This window comes from Pseudomonas sp. SK3(2021), assembly GCF_016772375.1.
GTDB classification, from domain to species: Bacteria; Pseudomonadota; Gammaproteobacteria; order Pseudomonadales; family Pseudomonadaceae; genus Aquipseudomonas; species Aquipseudomonas chlororaphis_I.
Window position 1 is genome coordinate 1,549,676 of record NZ_CP061943.1, and the last position, 17,349, is coordinate 1,567,024.

Sequence of the window (17,349 nt, forward strand, 5' to 3'; positions counted from 1 at the left end):
TGACATGAAATTCAGCCCAACTAAGGGACAGTTTTATCCTGACGACTTTGGTTATCGGGAAGATGATATTCCAGACGATGCTATTGACGTTTTTGAAGAAGATTTCACTGCGGCCATGGCGCGTCAGCCTGGCGATTTACTTTCTGTCAAGGATGGCCGTGTTGTGGTTTTGCCAGCACTTGGGGTTGATCTTATCGAGCGCTCGGCAGCACTTGAACGTTTCTGGCGTTCTCAGAGGCTTTTGCTAACGGACGCGGCGGTTATTCGTCACCGTGACGAGCAAGAGGAGGGGGGGCGAACGACTCTCTCAATGGAGCAATACATGCAATTGCAGTCATTCCGTCGTGCTCTTCGCGATTGGCCCGAGTCGGATGACTTTCCGTTGATCGATCACCGCCCCTCTGCACCCGATTGGCTGGCTGAACAGCTCCAATAAACGCCCCGCACCGACGGGGCGTTTTCTTATCCGTAAAGCAACACACAACACCCAACAGCCCCACTCACCTGGGGCTTTTTCGTATCTGGAGAGACTGAAATGGCTAACCGCCAAACCTACACCGTGCTCCTCCCATTCCCCACCGGCGGCGGCCACTGGTCCAATGCCGGCCAACAGCTTGAACTGCTCGATGTCGAGGCCAGTGCCTTGCGTGCCGCCGGCCGCCTGGAACTGACCAGCGTCCTTGCGGCGCGCCAACAGGCCGAAGCGGCCACCCCGTCCACCCAGGCCAAGAAGGCCGCTGCCAAGAAGGCTGAATAACCATGGCTGAGGTTCTGAACTTCGAGCACAACGGCATTACCGTCAATGCCACCGAATCCCCCGAGGCCATGGGTGGCCTGGGTGACAACGTCATCGGTCTGGTCGGCACCGCGCCGAAGGCCGACCCGCTGATTCCGCGCAATGCGCCGTTTCGCATCAACAGCTTCACCACCCAGGCCCTGCTGGACCCGACCGGTGCCGAGGAAGGCACCCTGTATCACGCGGTGTACCAGATCCTCAAAGTGGTCAAGGTCCCGGTCTATGTGGTGATCGTCGACGAGGGCGCGACCCCGGCCGATACCGTCAACAACGTGATCGGCGGCGTCGACGCCACCACCGGCCGCAAGCTCGGCCTGGCGGCCCTGGGCAGTGTCCCGGAAGACCTGACCATCATCGGCGCGCCGGGCTTCACCGGCAGCAAGGCGGTGGCCGGCGAGTTCGCCTCGTTCGGCAAGCGCATCAAGGCCCGTGTGGTGCTGGATGGCAAGGATGTCTCGGTCGCCGACCAGGTGACCTACAGCAAGGAGCTGGGCGGCGCGGACCTGGGTTTCGACCGCTGCCTGGTGGTGCACAACATGCCGGCCGTGTACTCCAAGGCGGCCAAGAAGAACGTGTTCCTGGCGCCGTCGAGCCTGGCCATCGCCGCGCTGGCCAAGGTCAAGCAGTGGGAGAGCCCGGGCAACCAGGTGACCTACGCCGAAGACGTGTCGCGGACCGTGGAATACAACATCCTCGACACCTCGACCGAGGGCGACCTGCTCAACCGCTACGGCGTCAGCTACTACGCCCGCACCGTGCTCGGCGGCTTCTCGCTGCTGGGTAACCGCTCCATCACCGGCAAGTTCATCAGCTATGTCGGCCTGGAAGACGCCATCAGCCGCAAGCTGGTCAAGGCCGGGCAGAAAGCCATGGCCAAGAACCTGACCAAGTCCTTCATGGACCAGGAGGTCAAGCGCATCAACGACTGGCTGCAGACCCTGGTCGCCGACGAAACCATCCCGGGCGGCAGCGTGTACCTGCACCCCGAGTTGAACAGCGTCGAGAAGTACAAGAACGGTACCTGGTACGTGGTCATCGACTACGGCCGCTACGCGCCGAACGAGCACATGGTGTATCAGCTCAACGCCCGCGATGAAATCATCGAGCAGTTCCTGGAGGATGTTCTCTAATGTTTACCAACCGCGTAAGACAGGCCATCGCGGCCACCCTGCAAGGCCTGCCGTTGTCGGCGACCGTGGAAGAGTTCACCCCGCCGAAGATCGAATTCGAAATGGAAGCGATGACCGGTGGACGCTTCATCGCTGAAGAAATGGCCAAGAGCGGCAAGGCGCTGACGGCCACCCTCAAGCTGCAGGGGCTGGGGCCGGAAATCATGCTGGCGCTGGGCGTGAAGCTGGGTGACGACATCCTGCTCAATGTCCGCGAGGCGGGCCAGGACCAGGATGGCAAGACCTGGTTCACCTACCACACCGTGGGCGGCAAGCTGAAATCCCTGGCCGAAACGGCCATGAAGATGAATGAGAAGCCCACCACCACCCTGGAACTCGCCTGCCGCACCTACAACCGTATCGAGAACGGCGTGCCGGTGATCGATATCGACGTGCGCACCCAGAAGTTCGTGCTCAGCGGCGTCGACATTCTCGGCGACGCCCGCCGCGCCGTACTGATGCCGTAACCCGCGACACTTCCCCTCTGTAGGCGCGAGCGGCTCGCGATGACGGCCTGACAGCCCGCATCGCAAGCGCTGTTCATCTCCTGTCGCGAGCCTGCTCGCTCCTACCTTTTACATAGGAATTCATTCATGTCCTGGACGCCTCCGATCCATGCCCTGCTGTGCCCGATCACTGCCGACGACGAGTCGCAGATCGCGCAGATTCAGCTCAAGCCATTGTTCTACGCCGCGCAGAAAGAAGCGCTGGCCCGCGCCGGCGACGATGAGGACGATCAGTTCTTCGAGCTGGCCAAGCTGGCCACCGGCCTGTCGGCCAATGAGCTGGATCAGCTCAAGCGCCCGGACTACGTGAGCATCGCTCAGTACGTCCACGACATGTCGACGCGCCCGGCTGCGTATTTCCTCCAGCAGGGCGCCGAGTCCGAAGCGGCCAGCGACACCCTCGACGATGCGTCGGCGCAGGACGGCCTGGATCAGGTGAACCTGCTGTTGCCACTCGATGTGGCGGGTCAGCGCCTGACTTCCCTGACCCTGGAAATGCCCGCGCTGCGAGCGACCAAGGTGATGAAGAAGCTCAAGACCACCAAGGAACGCGCCGAATTCATCACCGCGCATTGCACCGGCCTGATGCTGCCCGACCTGGCGTTGCTCAGCGTGCCTGACTGGACGCAGTTGCAAGAGCGCATCGACGATTTTTTAAACAAACCGGCGGCCTTCTTTCGGAGCGCGACATCGAAGTGATTCTCGATGTGGTGCCGCTCATTTACTCGGTAAGTGAGACGCAAATCCTGGAGTGGGACGCTGGCAAGGCCTTGCGCCGCTACGACATCGCGATCACTCGCCTTGGCGTGAAAGAGGAGTAGAGCGGGATGGCGAACAATCAGTTTTCGCTCAAGAACGCCAGCATGCAGCCGTCCTGGTTGGCGCCTGCTGGCGCCGGCCAGCCAGGCGACCCGGGCACAGCCGTGGCGAGCCAGGCAAATACCGGCCTGTTATCCAGCGGTTTCATCCTGGCCCTGAATACCGCCAGCGTGGATATTCGTCTGCTGACCACGGCCATCGACTCGTTGAAGTTGACGCTGTCGTCGCAACGTCCGTTGCAGCTGGCATCCTCCGGTAGCGCCAAGGCCGAGGCGAGTAGCGCTAACGCCACGGACAAGGCCGCTGGTGGTATTCAAGCGCCTGGCCTGTTCAAGTCGGCGATGGCGATGGATGCGGCGCTGGCCGATCTGGGCAGGGTGGTTTATCTCCCTGGCAATGAGCGCGAGGAGCTCGCGCAAGATAACTACCGCATGGCCAGTTATCGAGGGATCGTCGCGGGTGGAACCACGGCGGTCGATCTGGCGAAGCTTGAATACGCCGCTGCCAAGGCCGGGATCGGGGACGATAAAGACGCGACTCGACGGCAGACGCTGACGGCATTCGCCGGTGACGCCGCGCTCACGGCAACCGCGTTCAAGATGCCAGCCAAGGACGCCGGGGACATGATGGCCGGCTGGCGCACTTCGATGAACCTGGATCGTAAACAGGCGCTCGATCTGGCGGATGCGACCCACCACCTCGGCAAGCGTCCGGGAGACGCGGAGGCGGCCGATATCGGGGTGATCCTGCAACGGCATGGCGCGGCTGCCACGGCGGCGGGGCTGGCCCCGGAGCAGGCGGCGGCGCTGACGGCGGCACTGCTCAACACCGGCACGCAGAAGACCGATGCCGGGGCTGCGCTCAAAGGCATCGCTGCCGTGCTGGGCAAGGGCGAACCGAAGTCCGAGGCGCAGCAAGTGGCCTTGCAACGGTTGCACATCGACCCGTTGAAGCTGGATGGGGCGGGCGGTCTGACCAAGGTGCTGGAGGCGCTGCAAGCGCCTGACTTGCCGAGCCGGGAACGCTCCACGCTGGCCGCGACCCTGTTCGGCAGCGCGGATGAAGCGGCGTTGCGCCTGGCGCAACAGCTGCCTGAAGTTCAAAAGGCCTTGGCGCAGGTCGCCGACAAGCAGCAGTACGCCACCTCCGAGCTGGGCGACAAGGGCTCGGTACGCCAGTCCGCATCGGCCCAGGCGAATACCTTCGACGCCCGCTTGAACCGGATGAACAGCGCGTTCGGTTCCGCCCTCGCGCCAGTGGCGGAAGGGGCGATGGTGCCTATCGGTGGGGTGGTCGATGGCTTGGGCAGCCTGGCTACGGAGTTTCCGAAGATCGCTGCCGGCCTGGCCTTGGCTGGGGCGGCCATCGCACCGGTGGTGGGGCGCCTGCTCAAGTCGGTGCTGGACGAAGTCTTTACCCAGGTGGCGAAGAAACTCTTGAGCCTCGCGGCTCCGCGCCTGCCGTCGAGTATTGGCAAGCTGTTCAGCGAAGGCGGGGGCTGCTGTGGCGGTCCTCCGGGTGGTGGCGAAACCCGTGGCCAGAACAGACAAGAGCGAAGGCGGCAGGACAAGCAAGCAAAGAAAGAGCAGCAAAAGAAACAAGCCAATGCGGCAAAACCCGCCCCCAAAAACACCTCCACCACTGCGCCACGCGCCGGGCTGATGTCGCGCATTGGCCGTGGGCTGCGTGGCAGTTTCGCCGGCCTGCGGGCAGTGACCGGTCGGGTGGTCAGTCGGCCGCTCAACCTGCTCAGGGCCGGCCTGGATGTGTTCGGGGGTGTGCGTAACCGCGACCCCAGGGCCATTGGTTCCGGCCTGGGTTCCTTGGGCGGTGCCTGGGCCGGTGGCACATCCGGCGCCGCGTTGGGCGCGACCCTGGGCAGCGTCGTGCCGATCCTCGGTACGGCTGTCGGCGGGCTGGTTGGCGGGGCCATTGGCGGATGGCTGGGCAGCGAAGCGCTCGGTCGCCTGGGGGGCGAGGTTGCGAACCGCTTGAAGTCGCCGGATGAAGTGAGCAAGAACCTCGCAGCCAGCTCGGCTTCCAGCCAGCAGGTCACCTTCGCCCCGGTCATCAATATCTACGGCCAGGACCAGGCCACCTCCAGGCAACTGGTGGACATGGTGATCCAGCAAATGCAGATGCAGGTCATGCCTCTGATGATGACCAACCCGCTCGCGGTACGGCGCGATGTGGCCCTGACCGATGGAGTGATGTGATGCGACAGCAGATGGCGTTGGGCAATTTCATTTTCGGCCTGTCCACCGGCTTCGCCTACGAACGGCTTGAACGCAAGACGGACGGTGGCTGGGCCAGTATCGACATCATCACCAGCAAGCCGAAATCGCAGCAGGCCGGGCAGAAGCTGGAAACGCTGCAGATCAGTGGCAAGTCGATGTACGCCACGGGCATGGCGCGCCTGGACCAACTGCGCGAGTTGCAGGCCGCCCGTGTGCCCTTGCCGCTGGTCGATGGCATCGGCCGCAACTGGGGGCGCTGGCGCGTCAACCTGGTGACGGAGGTGCAGACCTCCATCATCGATGACGGCACGGCGCTGGTGATCAACTGGACCATCAACCTTGAGGAATTCGTCAATGCGTAGGGTTCGAAGTATTGCCGGCGATTCGGTCAACCTGCTGCTCTATCGCGAGGTGGGGCGTTGCGACGATGCGGTCGAGGAAGCGCTCTGGCGCCTCAATCCGCTGCTGGCCGAGAAGGGCCCGGTGCTGCCGGCGGGCGTCTGGGTGATAGTGCCCGAGATCGAGTCCCGGCCGGTTGCCGCGACCCCGGTCTCGGCCTGGGACTAAGGAGGGCATATGACCCTGGGATTCACCCCGAGCATCGAGCTCTATGGCGCCAATGCCGCGCGCCTCAACGAACGGCTGATCGCCTGGACGCACATCGACGCGGCGGGTATCGAGTCCGACCAGCTCACGCTGACCCTCGATATCGACGGCCTGGAAGGGCTCCCCGCGCTGGGTGGGAAAGTCGGACTGCGGGTGGGGTATCTGGAGTCGGGGCTGGTGGATCGTGGCGAGTTCATCATCACCCGGCGCACGCCCAACCTGTTTCCGCCGCGCCTGACCCTGGTGGCCACGGCAGCCCCCTTCAAGGTGGCGGATGCGACCGGCTTCAAGCAGCGCCGCTCCGCCAGCCATGGCCCCACGACCCTCGGCGCGCTGTTTCGCCAGCTGACTTCCCGCCACGGTTTTTCACCCCGGGTGGCGCCCGAACTGGACTCGATCCCTATCGCGCATGTCGATCAGTGCAACGAGACCGACATGAGCTTCTTGACGCGCATTGCGCGGCCGCACGATGCCGTCACCAAGCCGCTCAACGAGATGTATGTGCTGGCGCTGCGAGGGCAGGCGAAGTCGCTGTCCGGGAAAATCCTTTCGCCGGTGCGCTTGAGCGTCACCCGGGATAACCGCCCGGGGGATCCGGCGTTCATCTCCGCCAGCATCGATGAGAACGGCCGGGCCAAGCACAAGGGCTGCCAGGCCAGCTGGTGGGATTTGGCGGCCGGCAAGGAGCGTGTGGTCAAGTTGGGGCAGGCTCCCTTTCAGACCCTGCGCCAGCGTTACCCGGGGGAGGGCGAGGCGCGCAGCGCGGCCCAAGGGGCGATGCGCCGGATCGAGCGTGAAGCGATCAAGCTCAAGCTCGACTGTCCCGGCGATCCGGCCCTGTCGGCCGAGGGGCTGGTGTTGCTGGACGACAGCTGGCCAGCGTTCATGCAGGGCACCTGGTCGATCGACAAGGTGACCGCCAGCGGCAGTCGCGAGAAAAACTATCGCTGCATGATCGAGGCAACCTGCCTGGAACAGCAGCCTTGATCGTCGGGCCTTGCCCGGCCTCCTGTTCTCCCGCGTCCTTCTTTTCTACGGCTCCATCCTGTTGCCCGGGGACCCGCTGCCTGGGCGATCCGTTGTGGCCGCGTCCGACGGTTTCTTCATTCACTCAGCTTTGGAGCTTCTTCATGAAGATCACTCCGATCCTCACGCAACTGCGCGATCACTGCCCCGGCCTGGCCAATCAGGTGGCCGTCGGCGTCGATCTCGCGCTGCTGCAAAGCAATACCGCGTTGCCCACCCCCAGTGCCCATGTGACGCCGATCGCCGATCTGGCCAGCCCCAGCACCGGGCAGAACGTTACCCGCCAGGCCATCCGCGACCGTTTTGTGATCACCCTGGTGCTGGATGCCAGCGACGCCCGGCAGGCCCTGGAGCAACTCGAAAGCCTGCGTGCCGAGGCGTGGCGGGCGCTGGTGGGGTTCAAGCCGGGCGCGGACTACAACCCGATCGAATACGACGGTGGCGAGCTGGTTTCGCTCAGCGCCACGCGGTTGTTCTATCAGCTGCGCTTTTTCGCCGAGTTCCAGCTGGGACGCAACCTGGCCAGCCAGCCGGCGGAAACCTGGCGTGAGCGTGAACTGGACGGCTTGCCGTCCTTTACCGGGGTCACGGTACGGGTCGATGCCATCGATCCGGCGGACCCCAACCTGCAACACCCGGGGCCCGACGGGCGCCTGGAACTGACTTTCTCTGGAGACGTAACGCAATGAGCAAACGCATCACTGTGCTGCCGGCCGCGGGCCGCGCCGTGCCGGACCCCGAAGCCGGCGACCTGCTGCCGCTGGAAGGCCGTGAAGTCGACGACAACGCCTGGTGGCGCCGGCGTCTGGCCGATGGCGATATCACCCTCAAGGCCGCGAAGGCGGCCAAACCACAAGGAGCCAAATAATGGCGATCGGATTCAGCAACATTCCGGCGGACATTCGTGTGCCGCTGTTCTACGCCGAGATGGACAATTCGGCGGCCAATAGCGCTTCTTCGGCCATGCGCCGACTGATCGTGGCCCAGGTCAACGACAACGTCGCGCCTGCCGAAACCGGCAAGCTGGTGCTGGTATCCAGCGTCGCGCTGGCCAAGCGCATCGGCGGTCAGGGCTCGATGCTCGCCTCCATGTACGAGACCTGGCGCAAGACCGACCCGGTCGGTGAGATCTGGTGCCTGCCGCTGCACAACGTCGAAGGCAGCGTGGCCAAGGCCGAGCTGACGTTCACCGGCACCGCCAGCGAAAGCGGCGTGCTCAACCTGTATGTCGGTGGTGCGCGGGTTCAGGCCGCCATCGTCAATGCCGCTACCGCAGCCCAGGCGGCCAGTGCGCTGGCGCTGAAAATCAACGCCGCCGCCGACCTGTCGGTGAGCGCCGCGGCGGTCGAAGGCACCCTGACCCTGACCGCCAAATGGACCGGCGACAGCGCTAACGACATCAGCCTGCAGCTCAACCGCCTGGGCAAGAGCAACGGCGAAGAAACCCCGGCTGGCTTGAGCGTGACGGTCGGCAAAATGGCCGGCGGCGCCGGCGTGCCGGATCAGGTCGCCGCCCTGGCGGCCCTGGGCGATGAGCCTTTCGAGTTCATCTGCATGCCGTGGACCGACACCGCGACCCTCAACGCCTGGCAAGCCGTCATGGATGACAGCACCGGTCGCTGGTCCTGGGCCAAGCAACTGTTCGGTCACGTCTACAGCGCCAAGCGCGGCACCGTCGGCACCCTGGTGGCGGCCGGCCAGGCCCGCAACGACCAGCACATCACCATCCAGGCCCTGGAGCCGGGCGTACCGCAGCCGTTCTGGGTGCAGGCCGCCGCGCTGGCCGCGCGCACCTCGGTGTTCATCTCCGCCGATGCCAGCCGTCCGACCCAGAGCGGCAGCCTGCCGGGCGTCGATCCGGCGCCGGCCAGCGAGCGTTTCACCCTGACCGAGCGTCAGTCGCTGCTCAGCTACGGCATCGCCACCGCCTACTACGAAGGCGGTTACGTGCGCATCCAGCGTTCGATCACCACCTACCAGAAGAACGCCTACGGCCAGGCCGACAACTCCTACCTGGACAGCGAAACCATGCACCAGTCGGCCTTTATCGTGCGTCGCCTGCAAAGCGTGATCACCAGCAAGTACGGGCGCCACAAACTGGCCGCCGACGGTACCCGCTTCGGCGCCGGCCAGCCGATCGTCACCCCGAGCACCATCCGCGGCGAGCTGATCGCCCAGTACGCCAAGCTCGAACTGGAAGGCCACGTGGAGAACGCCGAGCTGTTCGCCGAGCACCTGATCGTCGAGCGCGACAGCCAGGACCCGAGCCGGGTCAACGTGCTGTTCCCGCCGGACTACATCAACGGCCTGCGAGTGTTCGCGCTGCTCAACCAATTCCGTCTGCAGTACGACGCGGCGGCCTAAGCCGAGCCTCTTTCACTGCGCTTTTCCAGCCCGCCCCGCGCGGGCTCATTTTTTGGGAGAAACACCATGGGTCAACTGATTGCGGGCACCTGCTACGTCAAAGTGGACGGCGCTCAACTGACCATCAACGGCGGCTGCGAAGCACCGCTGATGTCCGTGAAACGGGAAACCATCGTGCCGGGTTTCTACAAGGAAACCGACATTGCCCCGTCCTTCAAGGTCACGGCGCTGCACACCCCGGACTTCCCGCTCAAGCAGCTGGTGGCCGGTTCCGACATGACCGTCACCTGCGAGTTCAGCAACGGCAAGGTCTACGTCCTGGCTGGCGCCTACCTGGTGGAAGAGCCGGTTTCCAAGGGTGACGACGCGAGCATCGAACTGAAGTTCGAAGGCATCAAGGGGACCTGGCAATGAGCGATAGCGTAAAGCTGCGTGTGGCCATCGAAGCCCACGGCGAACCGCTGACCGAACTGACCCTGCGTCGCCCGACGGTGCAGGAAGTGCGGGTGATCAAGGCGCTGCCGTACAAGATCGACAAGAGCGAAGAAGTCAGCCTCGACATGGATGTCGCGGCCAAGTACATCGCGGTCTGTGCCGGCATCCCTCCGTCCTCGGTCAACCAGCTGGACCTGGCTGACCTCAACGCCCTGAGCTGGGCGGTCGCGAGTTTTTTCATGAGTGCGGCATCGGAGCCATCAGCGACCTGATCGCGGTTGCCTATGACCTGGCCTGGTTCTGGAAGGTTGACCCCGAACAGATGATGGCCAGGCCACTGGATGTGCTCCGGGAGTCCCTGGAGCACGCGCAACGGATCAATGCGATGCAGCAGGTGCAGTGATGGCGAACATCAATCAAAGCTTGAATCAGACGAGCATCAAACAGCGTCTGAGCGTGACCCATGTGCAGACCACGGTGAACATGCAGGTGGTCATGCAAGGCATGCAGAAACTGGACGCCGAGCTGGGCGAGGTTCGTTCGAAAGTCAGCAACTTCAAGAAAAGCATCGAAGACAGCGGCCTGGGCGGGCTGGATTTTTCCGGCCTGATCAAGGGCGGTGGCCTGGCCGCGCCCTTCGTGGCGGGAGTCAATTCCGCCATCGAATTCGAGAACCAGGCGGCGCGAGCCAAGCTGGTGGCCCAGGGCATCGAACCGCCCAAGGATGTGTTGGGCGAGACGGGTACCAACCTGAAGGCGTTTGGCGACAGCGTCGACGACATTTCGCAAAAGTTCGGCAGCGCGCTGCTGCCGGCGGTCAACTCGGTAGTGACCGCCGTGCAGCCGCTGCTGGGCTTTGTGGCGAAGGTCATTGAAAGCAACCCGCAGCTGGTCCAGGGCCTCGCCGCCGGGGCCTTGGCCTTCACCGCGATCCGTGGCGCCATGACCCTGGCTTCGTCCGCCGTGACCCTGTTCAGCAGCGGCCTGCTGGCCTCGCCCATCGGCCTGATCGCCCTGGGGATCGCTGTGGCGGCGGGCCTGATCGTGGCCAACTGGGAGCCGCTGTCGGCGTTTTTTGTCACCCTCTGGGCGGGCATCAAGGACGCCGCCACACAACTGATGGCGGGGTTGAGGACGGTCTTCGACTGGACGCCGCTGGGCATGGTGATCGCCAATTGGGGATCGATCACAGGCTTTTTTGCCGGTCTCTGGGAACAGCTCAAGACCATGGCCGCGTCAGTGGTCGACTTCTTCAAACAGGTGTTTTCCTGGACCCCGCTGGGGCTGGTGATTGAACACTGGACGCCCCTGAGCGGCCTGTTTTCGGCGCTGTGGGAGTTGCTCAAGGCGTTGTCCGTTCCGGCGATGAACTTCCTCAAAGGCCTGTTCGACTGGACACCGCTGGGGCTGGTGATCAACAACTGGGGAGCGATCAGCGGCTTCTTCGCTTCGCTCTGGGCTGGCCTGCAAGGTCCGGCGCAACGGCTCAAGGCCTTCTTCATCGGGCTGTTCGACAGCTCGCCGCTGGGGCTGGTGATCAACAACTGGGGCGCCATCAGCGCCTACTTCGCCTCGCTCTGGGCCGGCCTGCAAGGTCCGGCGCAACGGGTCAAGGCCTTCTTCATCGGGCTGTTCGACAGCTCGCCGCTGGGGCTGGTGATCAATAACTGGGGCGCCATCAGCGCCTACTTCGCTTCGTTCTGGGCCGGCCTGCAAGGTCCGGCGCAACAGGTGAAGGACTTCTTCGTCACATTGTTCGATACCTCGCCACTGGGGCTGGTGATCAATAACTGGGGCACGATCAGCACCTACTTCGACGCCATCTGGGCGACCCTGAAAAGCGCGGCGCAGCTCATCAAGGACTTTTTTGTCACCCTGTTCGAGTGGTCGCCCGTGGGGCAGATCATTGCCAACTGGCAGCCCATCAGCGACGTGTTCGCGGCCCTCTGGGATGTGTTGAAAGCCCTGGCGGCGCCGGCCATCGAGTTTATGCGCGGTATGTTCGAGTGGTCGCCCCTGGGGCAGATCATCAAGAACTGGGAGCCGATCACCGAGTGGTTCAGTAGCCTGTGGCAACGGCTGCAGGCGGTGATCGCACCGATCAGGGAACTGTTCGACGGTGGTTTCGCCGGCTTCGTCGCCCGCGTCACCGGCAAGGTCGAAAACCTGACCGAGGCGCAGCGGCAAACCAATGCCGAAGGCAAAGGCGCGCTGGCGCCGGCGTTTTTTGGTGGCGGCCAGCCGGTGCCGGGTTCTTCGGCGCTTTCCGGCAGCTTGCCGCAAAGCTCCACCTCGCTGCTGCAACAGAGCGCGGCCAACAACCGCACGCAATTGCAGGGCGGGCTGACGGTGAGCTTCGAAAACGCCCCGGCGGGCCTGCGTACCAGCGCGCCACAAATCAACCAACCCGGCGTGGCGCTGTCGTCGCGTGTCGGCTATCGCTCACTTTCGCTAGGAGGTTCCAATGAGCTGGCGTGATCGTTTGTTGCCGGCGTCGTTTCGTGGCGTCGGGTTCTGGGTCGACCAGGCGAAAACCCCGGTCGGCCACAAGGGCCAGTTGCACGAGTACCCGCAGCGTGACCTGCCGTTCTACGAGAGCCTGGGGCGGCAGGCACGGACCCACGACCTGACGGCGTTCATCGTCGGTGCCGATTGCCTGGAACAGCGCGACAAGTTGCTCCAGGCGCTGGAGCAGGGCAGTGGCGAACTGGTGCATCCGTGGCTGGGGCGCCTGCAGGTCAAGGTCGGTGAATGCGAGATGACCCAGAGCCGCCAGGACGGCGGCCTGGTGACCTTCACCCTGAAGTTCTACCCCGACCAGCCGTTGCAGTTCCCCAGCGCCACGGTCAACACCCGGCAGCTGTTGCTGGTGTCGGCCGACAGCCTTATCGGCTCGGCGGTGCGCCGCTTCGAGGAGGCCATGACCCTGGTCAAGGCCGCGCGCATCGGCATCGCCGATCTGCGCAACAGCCTCAAGGAGGTCTACCAGACTATCGAGCAGGAGCTCAAGCCGCTGATCGACACCTACCGCGATCTCAACCTGCTGGTGCGGGCGATCAAGGACTTGCCCAAGGAAGTGAGCGCCGAGTTCAAGGGCTTGCTGGGGGACATCAAGGACCTCAAGGACTATGCGCGCAACGGTTATCGCGGCGTGCTGGCCAATGTCTCGCAGCAGGTCGAGGCGGTGAAGAAGATCGACACGCCGAAACTCACCACCGGCAAGGACACCACCGCCGCGGCGCAAGCCATGGCGGACCTGGTGCAGGACGCTGTGCTGGTGCGGATCGCCCAGGCCGTGGCGTCGCTGCCGGTGGCGACCCCGGCGGTCAAGCTGAGCGGCACGCCGTCACTGGCCAAACAGGCGATCCAGCCGGTGACCCGTGCGGAAGTGCCGGTGGCCGATGAGGTGCTGGCGCTGCGCAACTCGATCAACGAAGCGATCTGGCAGGCGGCGGAGAAAGCCGATGCTGTGCACTACGAGGTGCTCAACGGCTTGCGCCAGCTGGTCTACGGCCATCTCACCGCGGTGGCTTCGTCCGGTGTGCGGCTGGTGGTCAAGAACCCGATGCAGAGCCTGCCGACGGTGGTGCTCGCCTACCGGCTGTTCGGCGATGCCACCCGAGCGGCCGAAGTGCAGCAGCGCAACGGCGTGGCCCATCCCGGTTTCCTGCCGCCGACCAACGTCAAAGTGGCGGGGGAGTGAGCCATGAGCAACTTCGATAACCGGGTGTTGCTGACGGTGGACGGCCAGGATTACGGCGGCTGGAAAAGCGTCGAGATCAGCGCCGACCTGGAGCGCCAGTTTCGCACCTTCAAGCTCGACGTGACCTGGCAATGGCCGGGGCAGACCCTGGACCAGCGCATCCGTCCCGGCGCCAAGTGCCAGGTGCGGATCGGCGCCGACCTGTTGCTCAGCGGTCATGTGTTCAAGGCGCCGATCAGCTATGACGGTCGGCAGATCGGCCTGAGCATCGAGGGCAGCTCCCTGACCCAGGACCTGGTGGATTGCGCGGCGATCAACCAGCCCGGCCAATGGCGCGAACAGAGCCTGCTGAAAATCGTCCAGGCCCTGGCCGCGTCCTACGGCGTCGGGGTGGTCAGCGAGATCGCGGAAACCACGCGCTTGAGCAGCCACAGCATCGTGCCCGGGGAAACCGTGTTCCAGTCCATCGACCGCCTGCTGACGTTGTTCCGGGTGTTCTCCACCGACGACGCCGAAGGCCGGGTGCTGTTGGCCCGGCCGGGCAGCGGCGGGCGCGCGGTGGATGTGCTGGAGCTGGGCAAGAACATCCTCGCGGCCAGCGCGCCGATGGACTTCAGCCAGGTGTTTTCCGAGTACCGGGTAATCGGCCAGCACAAGGGAAACGACCAGAAAAGCGGCGCCGCGGTCAGCGAAGTGTCGGGCGTGGCCCGCGACAGCGCGGCCAAGCGCAAGCGGGTCACGGTAATCAATGAGCCGGCGCAGTTGACCCAGGAGCTGGCCCAGCAACGGGCCGACTGGGAAAGTGCCATCCGCACCGGCAAGGCCCTGACCAGCACCTACAAGGTGCAGGGCTGGCGCCAGAGCAACGGCGACCTGTGGCGCCACAACACCCTGGTGCGGGTGATCGACCCGGTGCTGGGTTTCGACCAGGACCTGCTGATTTCCAAAGTCACCTACTCGCTCTCCGAGCAGGGCTCGATCACCACCCTGCAGGTGGCGCCGCCCCACACCTTCGACGCCAGTCCCGTACCCCCCAAAACCTGATGCCGCCCCTTTACCTGTAGGAGCGAGCTTGCTCGCGATGGGGGCGACGCGGTGTGCCTGCAAGGTCGCTATCGCGAGCAAGCTCGCTCCTACAAAAGGCAAGGAGAACCCATGAGCCTACTGACACGCCTGTTGGCGCGCGGCACCGTCGTGCTCGCCAACTCGGCCAACAAACTGCAATCGCTGCAAATGCGCCTGACCGCCGGCGAAGTGAACGACGACATGGAGCATTTCGAACCCTACGGCTTCACCAGCAACCCGCTGGCCGGCGCCGAAGGCATCGCCACCTTTCTCGGCGGCGATCGCTCCCATGCCGTCGTGCTGGTGGTCGCCGACCGCCGTTTTCGCCTCAAGGCCCTGGCCCCCGGCGAAGTGGCGATCTACACCGACGAAGGCGACAAGATTCATTTCAAGCGCGGGCGGATCATCGACATCGAGACCGCCACCCTCAATATCCGCGCCAGCAGCGCGGTGCACATCGACACCCCGACCCTGACCCAGACCGGCAAGATCGTCTCCCAGGGCGATCAGGTCGCTGGCGGCATCAGCCAGATCCAGCACGTGCATGGCGGCGTGCAGTCGGGTAGCGGGCAGACCGGCGCGCCGGCGGGAGGCCAATGATGTTCATCAGCCAAGACCTGCACCGCGCACTGACCCGTGCCGTGCTGATCAGCCTGTTCACCTGGCGCCGCGCAGCGGACGACGACCCACTGGATGACGAGGAGCGCTTCGGCTGGTGGGGCGACAGCTTTCCCACCGTGGCCGACGACCGCATCGGCTCGCGGTTGTGGCTGCTGCGGCGGGTCAAGCTCACCCGCCAGACCCAGCTCGACGCCGAGTTCTATGCCCGCGAAGCCCTGCAATGGCTGATCGACGATGGCCATTGCAGCGCGGTCGAGATCATCAGCGAACGTCTCGACGACCAGCGCCTGAACCTGCGCACGACGCTGGTCCTGGCCAACGGTGAACGCCTGGACATCAACCCCGATAACAGTTGGCAGGTGACCTATGCCCTTTGATACCCCTTCGCTGCCGGTGCTGATCAAGCGCACCCAAAGCGACCTGGCCAGCGATGCGCTGCGCCAGTCCGATGCGCAAGTGCTGGCCCGCGCCCTTGGTGGCGCCGCCTATGGCCTCTACGGCTACCTGGACTGGATCGCCGATCAGATCCTGCCGGACAAGGCCGACGAATCGACCCTGGAACGCATCGCCGCGTTGCGCCTCAACCAGCCACGCAAGGCCGCCCAGGCGGCCAGCGGTTCGGTGGGCTTCAGCGCCGCGGCGGGCGCGGTGCTGGACGTCGATACCCTGCTGCAGGCCAGTGACGGCCGCACCTACAAAGTCACCGCCGCCCGCACCACCAGCGCCGGCCACAACAGCACCACCGTCCAGGCTCTCGACGCCGGCACCCTGGGCAATGCCGAGGCCGGCCTGGAGCTGATCCCGGTGCAACCGATCCAGGGCATCGGCAACAGCTTCAGCGTGCTCGCCCCCGGCCTGAGCGGCGGCGTCGCCGCGGAAAGCCTGGAATCGCTGCGCGCGCGGGTGATCCGCTCCTACCGCATCATCCCCCACGGCGGCTCGGCCCAGGACTATGAAACCTGGGCGCTGGAGTGCCCGGGCATCACCCGCGCCTGGTGCCGTGGCAGCTACCTGGGGCCGGGCACCGTGGGGCTGTTCGTGATGCGCGATGACGATGCGCAACCGATCCCGAATGCCGAACAACTGGCGGAGGTAAAGGCCTACATCGAACCGCTGCGCCCGGTGACGGCCGAGTTGCATGTGCTGGCACCGCAGCAATTGCCGGTGACCTACAGCCTGCGGCTGTCACCGGACACCAGCGCAGTGCGCGCGGCGGTCGAGGCCCAGTTGCGCGATCTGCACAACCGCGAGGCCGGCCTGGGCGACACCTTGTTGATCAGCCATATCCGCGAGGCCATCAGCAGTGCCGCCGGCGAGAACGATCACCGGCTCAGCGCGCCGATCGCGGATGTCCCTGCGGCCAGTAACCAGTTGCTGACGTTCGGAGGTTGCGTATGGCTGGAGTAAGAACCGCCGCGCAGTACCAGAGCCAGCTGCGCAGCCTGCTGCCCAGCGGCCCGGCCTGGGATCCGGAGCGGGTGCCGGAACTCGAGGAGGTGCTCGAAGGCGTCTCCCAGGAACTGGCCCGTCTCGACGCTCGTGCCGCCGACCTGCTCAACGAAATGGACCCGGCCGGCGCCAGCGAGCTGGTACCGGACTGGGAACGGGTGATGAACCTGCCCGACCCCTGCCTGGGGCCGACCCCGCTGTTCGACGACCGCCGCCTGGCGGTGCGCCGGCGACTGCTGGCCGTCGGCAGCCAGGCGCTCGCCTACTACATCGAGATCGCCCGTAGCCAGGGCTATCCGAACGCCACCATCACCGAGCACGAAGCCCCGCGCATGGGCCGTGCACGGTTTGGTGACGCGCATTTCGGCACCTGGCAGGCGCAATTCATGTGGACGCTCAACACCGGTGGACGACTGCTCCTGGGCCGGCGCTTTGGCGCGAGTTACTGGGGCGAGCGTTTCGGCATGAACCCGGGCTCCGCCCTGGAATGCCAGATCCACCGCAGCGCACCGGCCCATACGCGGGTGCACATCAATTATGACTAGGGGATAGA

General features: G+C 64.8%; 21 protein-coding genes. All 21 read left to right on the plus strand.

Annotated elements, in window-relative coordinates; all coding sequences use genetic code 11:
• Positions 1-4 precede the first annotated feature (4 nt).
• The 21 genes from IF690_RS06900 (at position 5) to IF690_RS07000 (ending at position 17,341) form a co-directional block, all read left to right on the plus strand.
• Entirely contained in the window at positions 5-436 is a 432-nt protein-coding gene (locus IF690_RS06900; protein ID WP_202699476.1) for a phage tail protein, read from the plus strand.
• A gap of 99 nt (positions 437-535) precedes the next feature.
• Complete coding sequence (locus IF690_RS06905) at positions 536-757, plus strand: hypothetical protein (RefSeq protein ID WP_202699478.1); 222 nt, start codon at positions 536-538, stop codon at positions 755-757.
• A gap of 2 nt (positions 758-759) precedes the next feature.
• The gene (locus IF690_RS06910; RefSeq protein ID WP_202699480.1) at positions 760-1,926 is read left to right on the plus strand and encodes a phage tail sheath protein; all 1,167 of its coding nucleotides are present in this window, start codon (positions 760-762) and stop codon (positions 1,924-1,926) included.
• Entirely contained in the window at positions 1,926-2,432 is a 507-nt protein-coding gene (locus IF690_RS06915; protein ID WP_009042415.1) for a phage major tail tube protein, read from the plus strand. The genes IF690_RS06910 and IF690_RS06915 overlap by 1 nt, the downstream gene beginning before the upstream one ends.
• 126 nt (positions 2,433-2,558) lie before the next feature.
• Positions 2,559-3,170, plus strand: coding sequence for a phage tail assembly protein (locus tag IF690_RS06920; RefSeq protein WP_202699482.1), 612 nt, complete (start codon positions 2,559-2,561; stop codon positions 3,168-3,170).
• Between the two features lie 128 nt (positions 3,171-3,298).
• The gene (locus tag IF690_RS06925; protein ID WP_202699499.1) at positions 3,299-5,506 is read left to right on the plus strand and encodes a phage tail tape measure protein; all 2,208 of its coding nucleotides are present in this window, start codon (positions 3,299-3,301) and stop codon (positions 5,504-5,506) included.
• The gene (locus IF690_RS06930) at positions 5,506-5,889 is read left to right on the plus strand and encodes a phage tail protein (RefSeq protein WP_202699501.1); all 384 of its coding nucleotides are present in this window, start codon (positions 5,506-5,508) and stop codon (positions 5,887-5,889) included. The genes IF690_RS06925 and IF690_RS06930 overlap by 1 nt, the downstream gene beginning before the upstream one ends.
• Positions 5,882-6,094: a tail protein X gene (locus tag IF690_RS06935; protein ID WP_009042420.1), complete on the plus strand. Its 213-nt coding sequence runs from the start codon at positions 5,882-5,884 to the stop codon at positions 6,092-6,094. The genes IF690_RS06930 and IF690_RS06935 overlap by 8 nt, the downstream gene beginning before the upstream one ends.
• A gap of 9 nt (positions 6,095-6,103) precedes the next feature.
• Positions 6,104-7,120, plus strand: a complete 1,017-nt coding sequence (locus IF690_RS06940; protein ID WP_202699503.1) for a phage late control D family protein — start codon at positions 6,104-6,106, stop codon at positions 7,118-7,120.
• Between the two features lie 143 nt (positions 7,121-7,263).
• The gene (locus tag IF690_RS06945; protein ID WP_202699505.1) at positions 7,264-7,848 is read left to right on the plus strand and encodes a phage tail terminator protein; all 585 of its coding nucleotides are present in this window, start codon (positions 7,264-7,266) and stop codon (positions 7,846-7,848) included.
• Positions 7,845-8,027, plus strand: a complete 183-nt coding sequence (locus IF690_RS06950) for a DUF2635 domain-containing protein (protein ID WP_007923975.1) — start codon at positions 7,845-7,847, stop codon at positions 8,025-8,027. The genes IF690_RS06945 and IF690_RS06950 overlap by 4 nt, the downstream gene beginning before the upstream one ends.
• Positions 8,027-9,523 (plus strand): phage tail sheath subtilisin-like domain-containing protein, encoded by a 1,497-nt coding sequence (locus tag IF690_RS06955; RefSeq protein WP_202699506.1) that lies wholly within the window; start codon positions 8,027-8,029, stop codon positions 9,521-9,523. The genes IF690_RS06950 and IF690_RS06955 overlap by 1 nt, the downstream gene beginning before the upstream one ends.
• Positions 9,524-9,589: 66 nt before the next feature.
• Positions 9,590-9,937 (plus strand): phage tail tube protein, encoded by a 348-nt coding sequence (locus IF690_RS06960; RefSeq protein ID WP_007923973.1) that lies wholly within the window; start codon positions 9,590-9,592, stop codon positions 9,935-9,937.
• Positions 9,934-10,230, plus strand: coding sequence for a phage tail assembly protein (locus tag IF690_RS06965; RefSeq protein WP_202699507.1), 297 nt, complete (start codon positions 9,934-9,936; stop codon positions 10,228-10,230). Before IF690_RS06960 ends, IF690_RS06965 begins: the two co-directional genes overlap by 4 nt.
• A 130-nt stretch (positions 10,231-10,360) precedes the next feature.
• A complete protein-coding gene (locus tag IF690_RS06970) occupies positions 10,361-12,436 on the plus strand; it encodes a phage tail protein (RefSeq protein ID WP_202699508.1) in 2,076 nt (691 codons plus the stop codon).
• Positions 12,423-13,661, plus strand: coding sequence for a DNA circularization protein (locus tag IF690_RS06975; RefSeq protein ID WP_202699509.1), 1,239 nt, complete (start codon positions 12,423-12,425; stop codon positions 13,659-13,661). Before IF690_RS06970 ends, IF690_RS06975 begins: the two co-directional genes overlap by 14 nt.
• A gap of 3 nt (positions 13,662-13,664) precedes the next feature.
• The gene (locus IF690_RS06980) at positions 13,665-14,705 is read left to right on the plus strand and encodes a phage baseplate assembly protein (protein ID WP_202699510.1); all 1,041 of its coding nucleotides are present in this window, start codon (positions 13,665-13,667) and stop codon (positions 14,703-14,705) included.
• Positions 14,706-14,816: 111 nt separating this feature from the next.
• Positions 14,817-15,326 carry a phage baseplate assembly protein V gene (locus IF690_RS06985; protein WP_009047314.1) on the plus strand — a complete coding sequence of 170 codons (510 nt, stop codon included), beginning with the start codon at positions 14,817-14,819 and terminating at the stop codon, positions 15,324-15,326.
• Positions 15,326-15,724, plus strand: a complete 399-nt coding sequence (locus IF690_RS06990) for a phage GP46 family protein (protein WP_009047315.1) — start codon at positions 15,326-15,328, stop codon at positions 15,722-15,724. Before IF690_RS06985 ends, IF690_RS06990 begins: the two co-directional genes overlap by 1 nt.
• Positions 15,714-16,754: a baseplate J/gp47 family protein gene (locus IF690_RS06995; protein ID WP_202699511.1), complete on the plus strand. Its 1,041-nt coding sequence runs from the start codon at positions 15,714-15,716 to the stop codon at positions 16,752-16,754. The genes IF690_RS06990 and IF690_RS06995 overlap by 11 nt, the downstream gene beginning before the upstream one ends.
• The gene (locus IF690_RS07000) at positions 16,742-17,341 is read left to right on the plus strand and encodes a YmfQ family protein (protein ID WP_062823510.1); all 600 of its coding nucleotides are present in this window, start codon (positions 16,742-16,744) and stop codon (positions 17,339-17,341) included. Before IF690_RS06995 ends, IF690_RS07000 begins: the two co-directional genes overlap by 13 nt.
• The last annotated feature ends 8 nt before the right edge of the window (positions 17,342-17,349 follow it).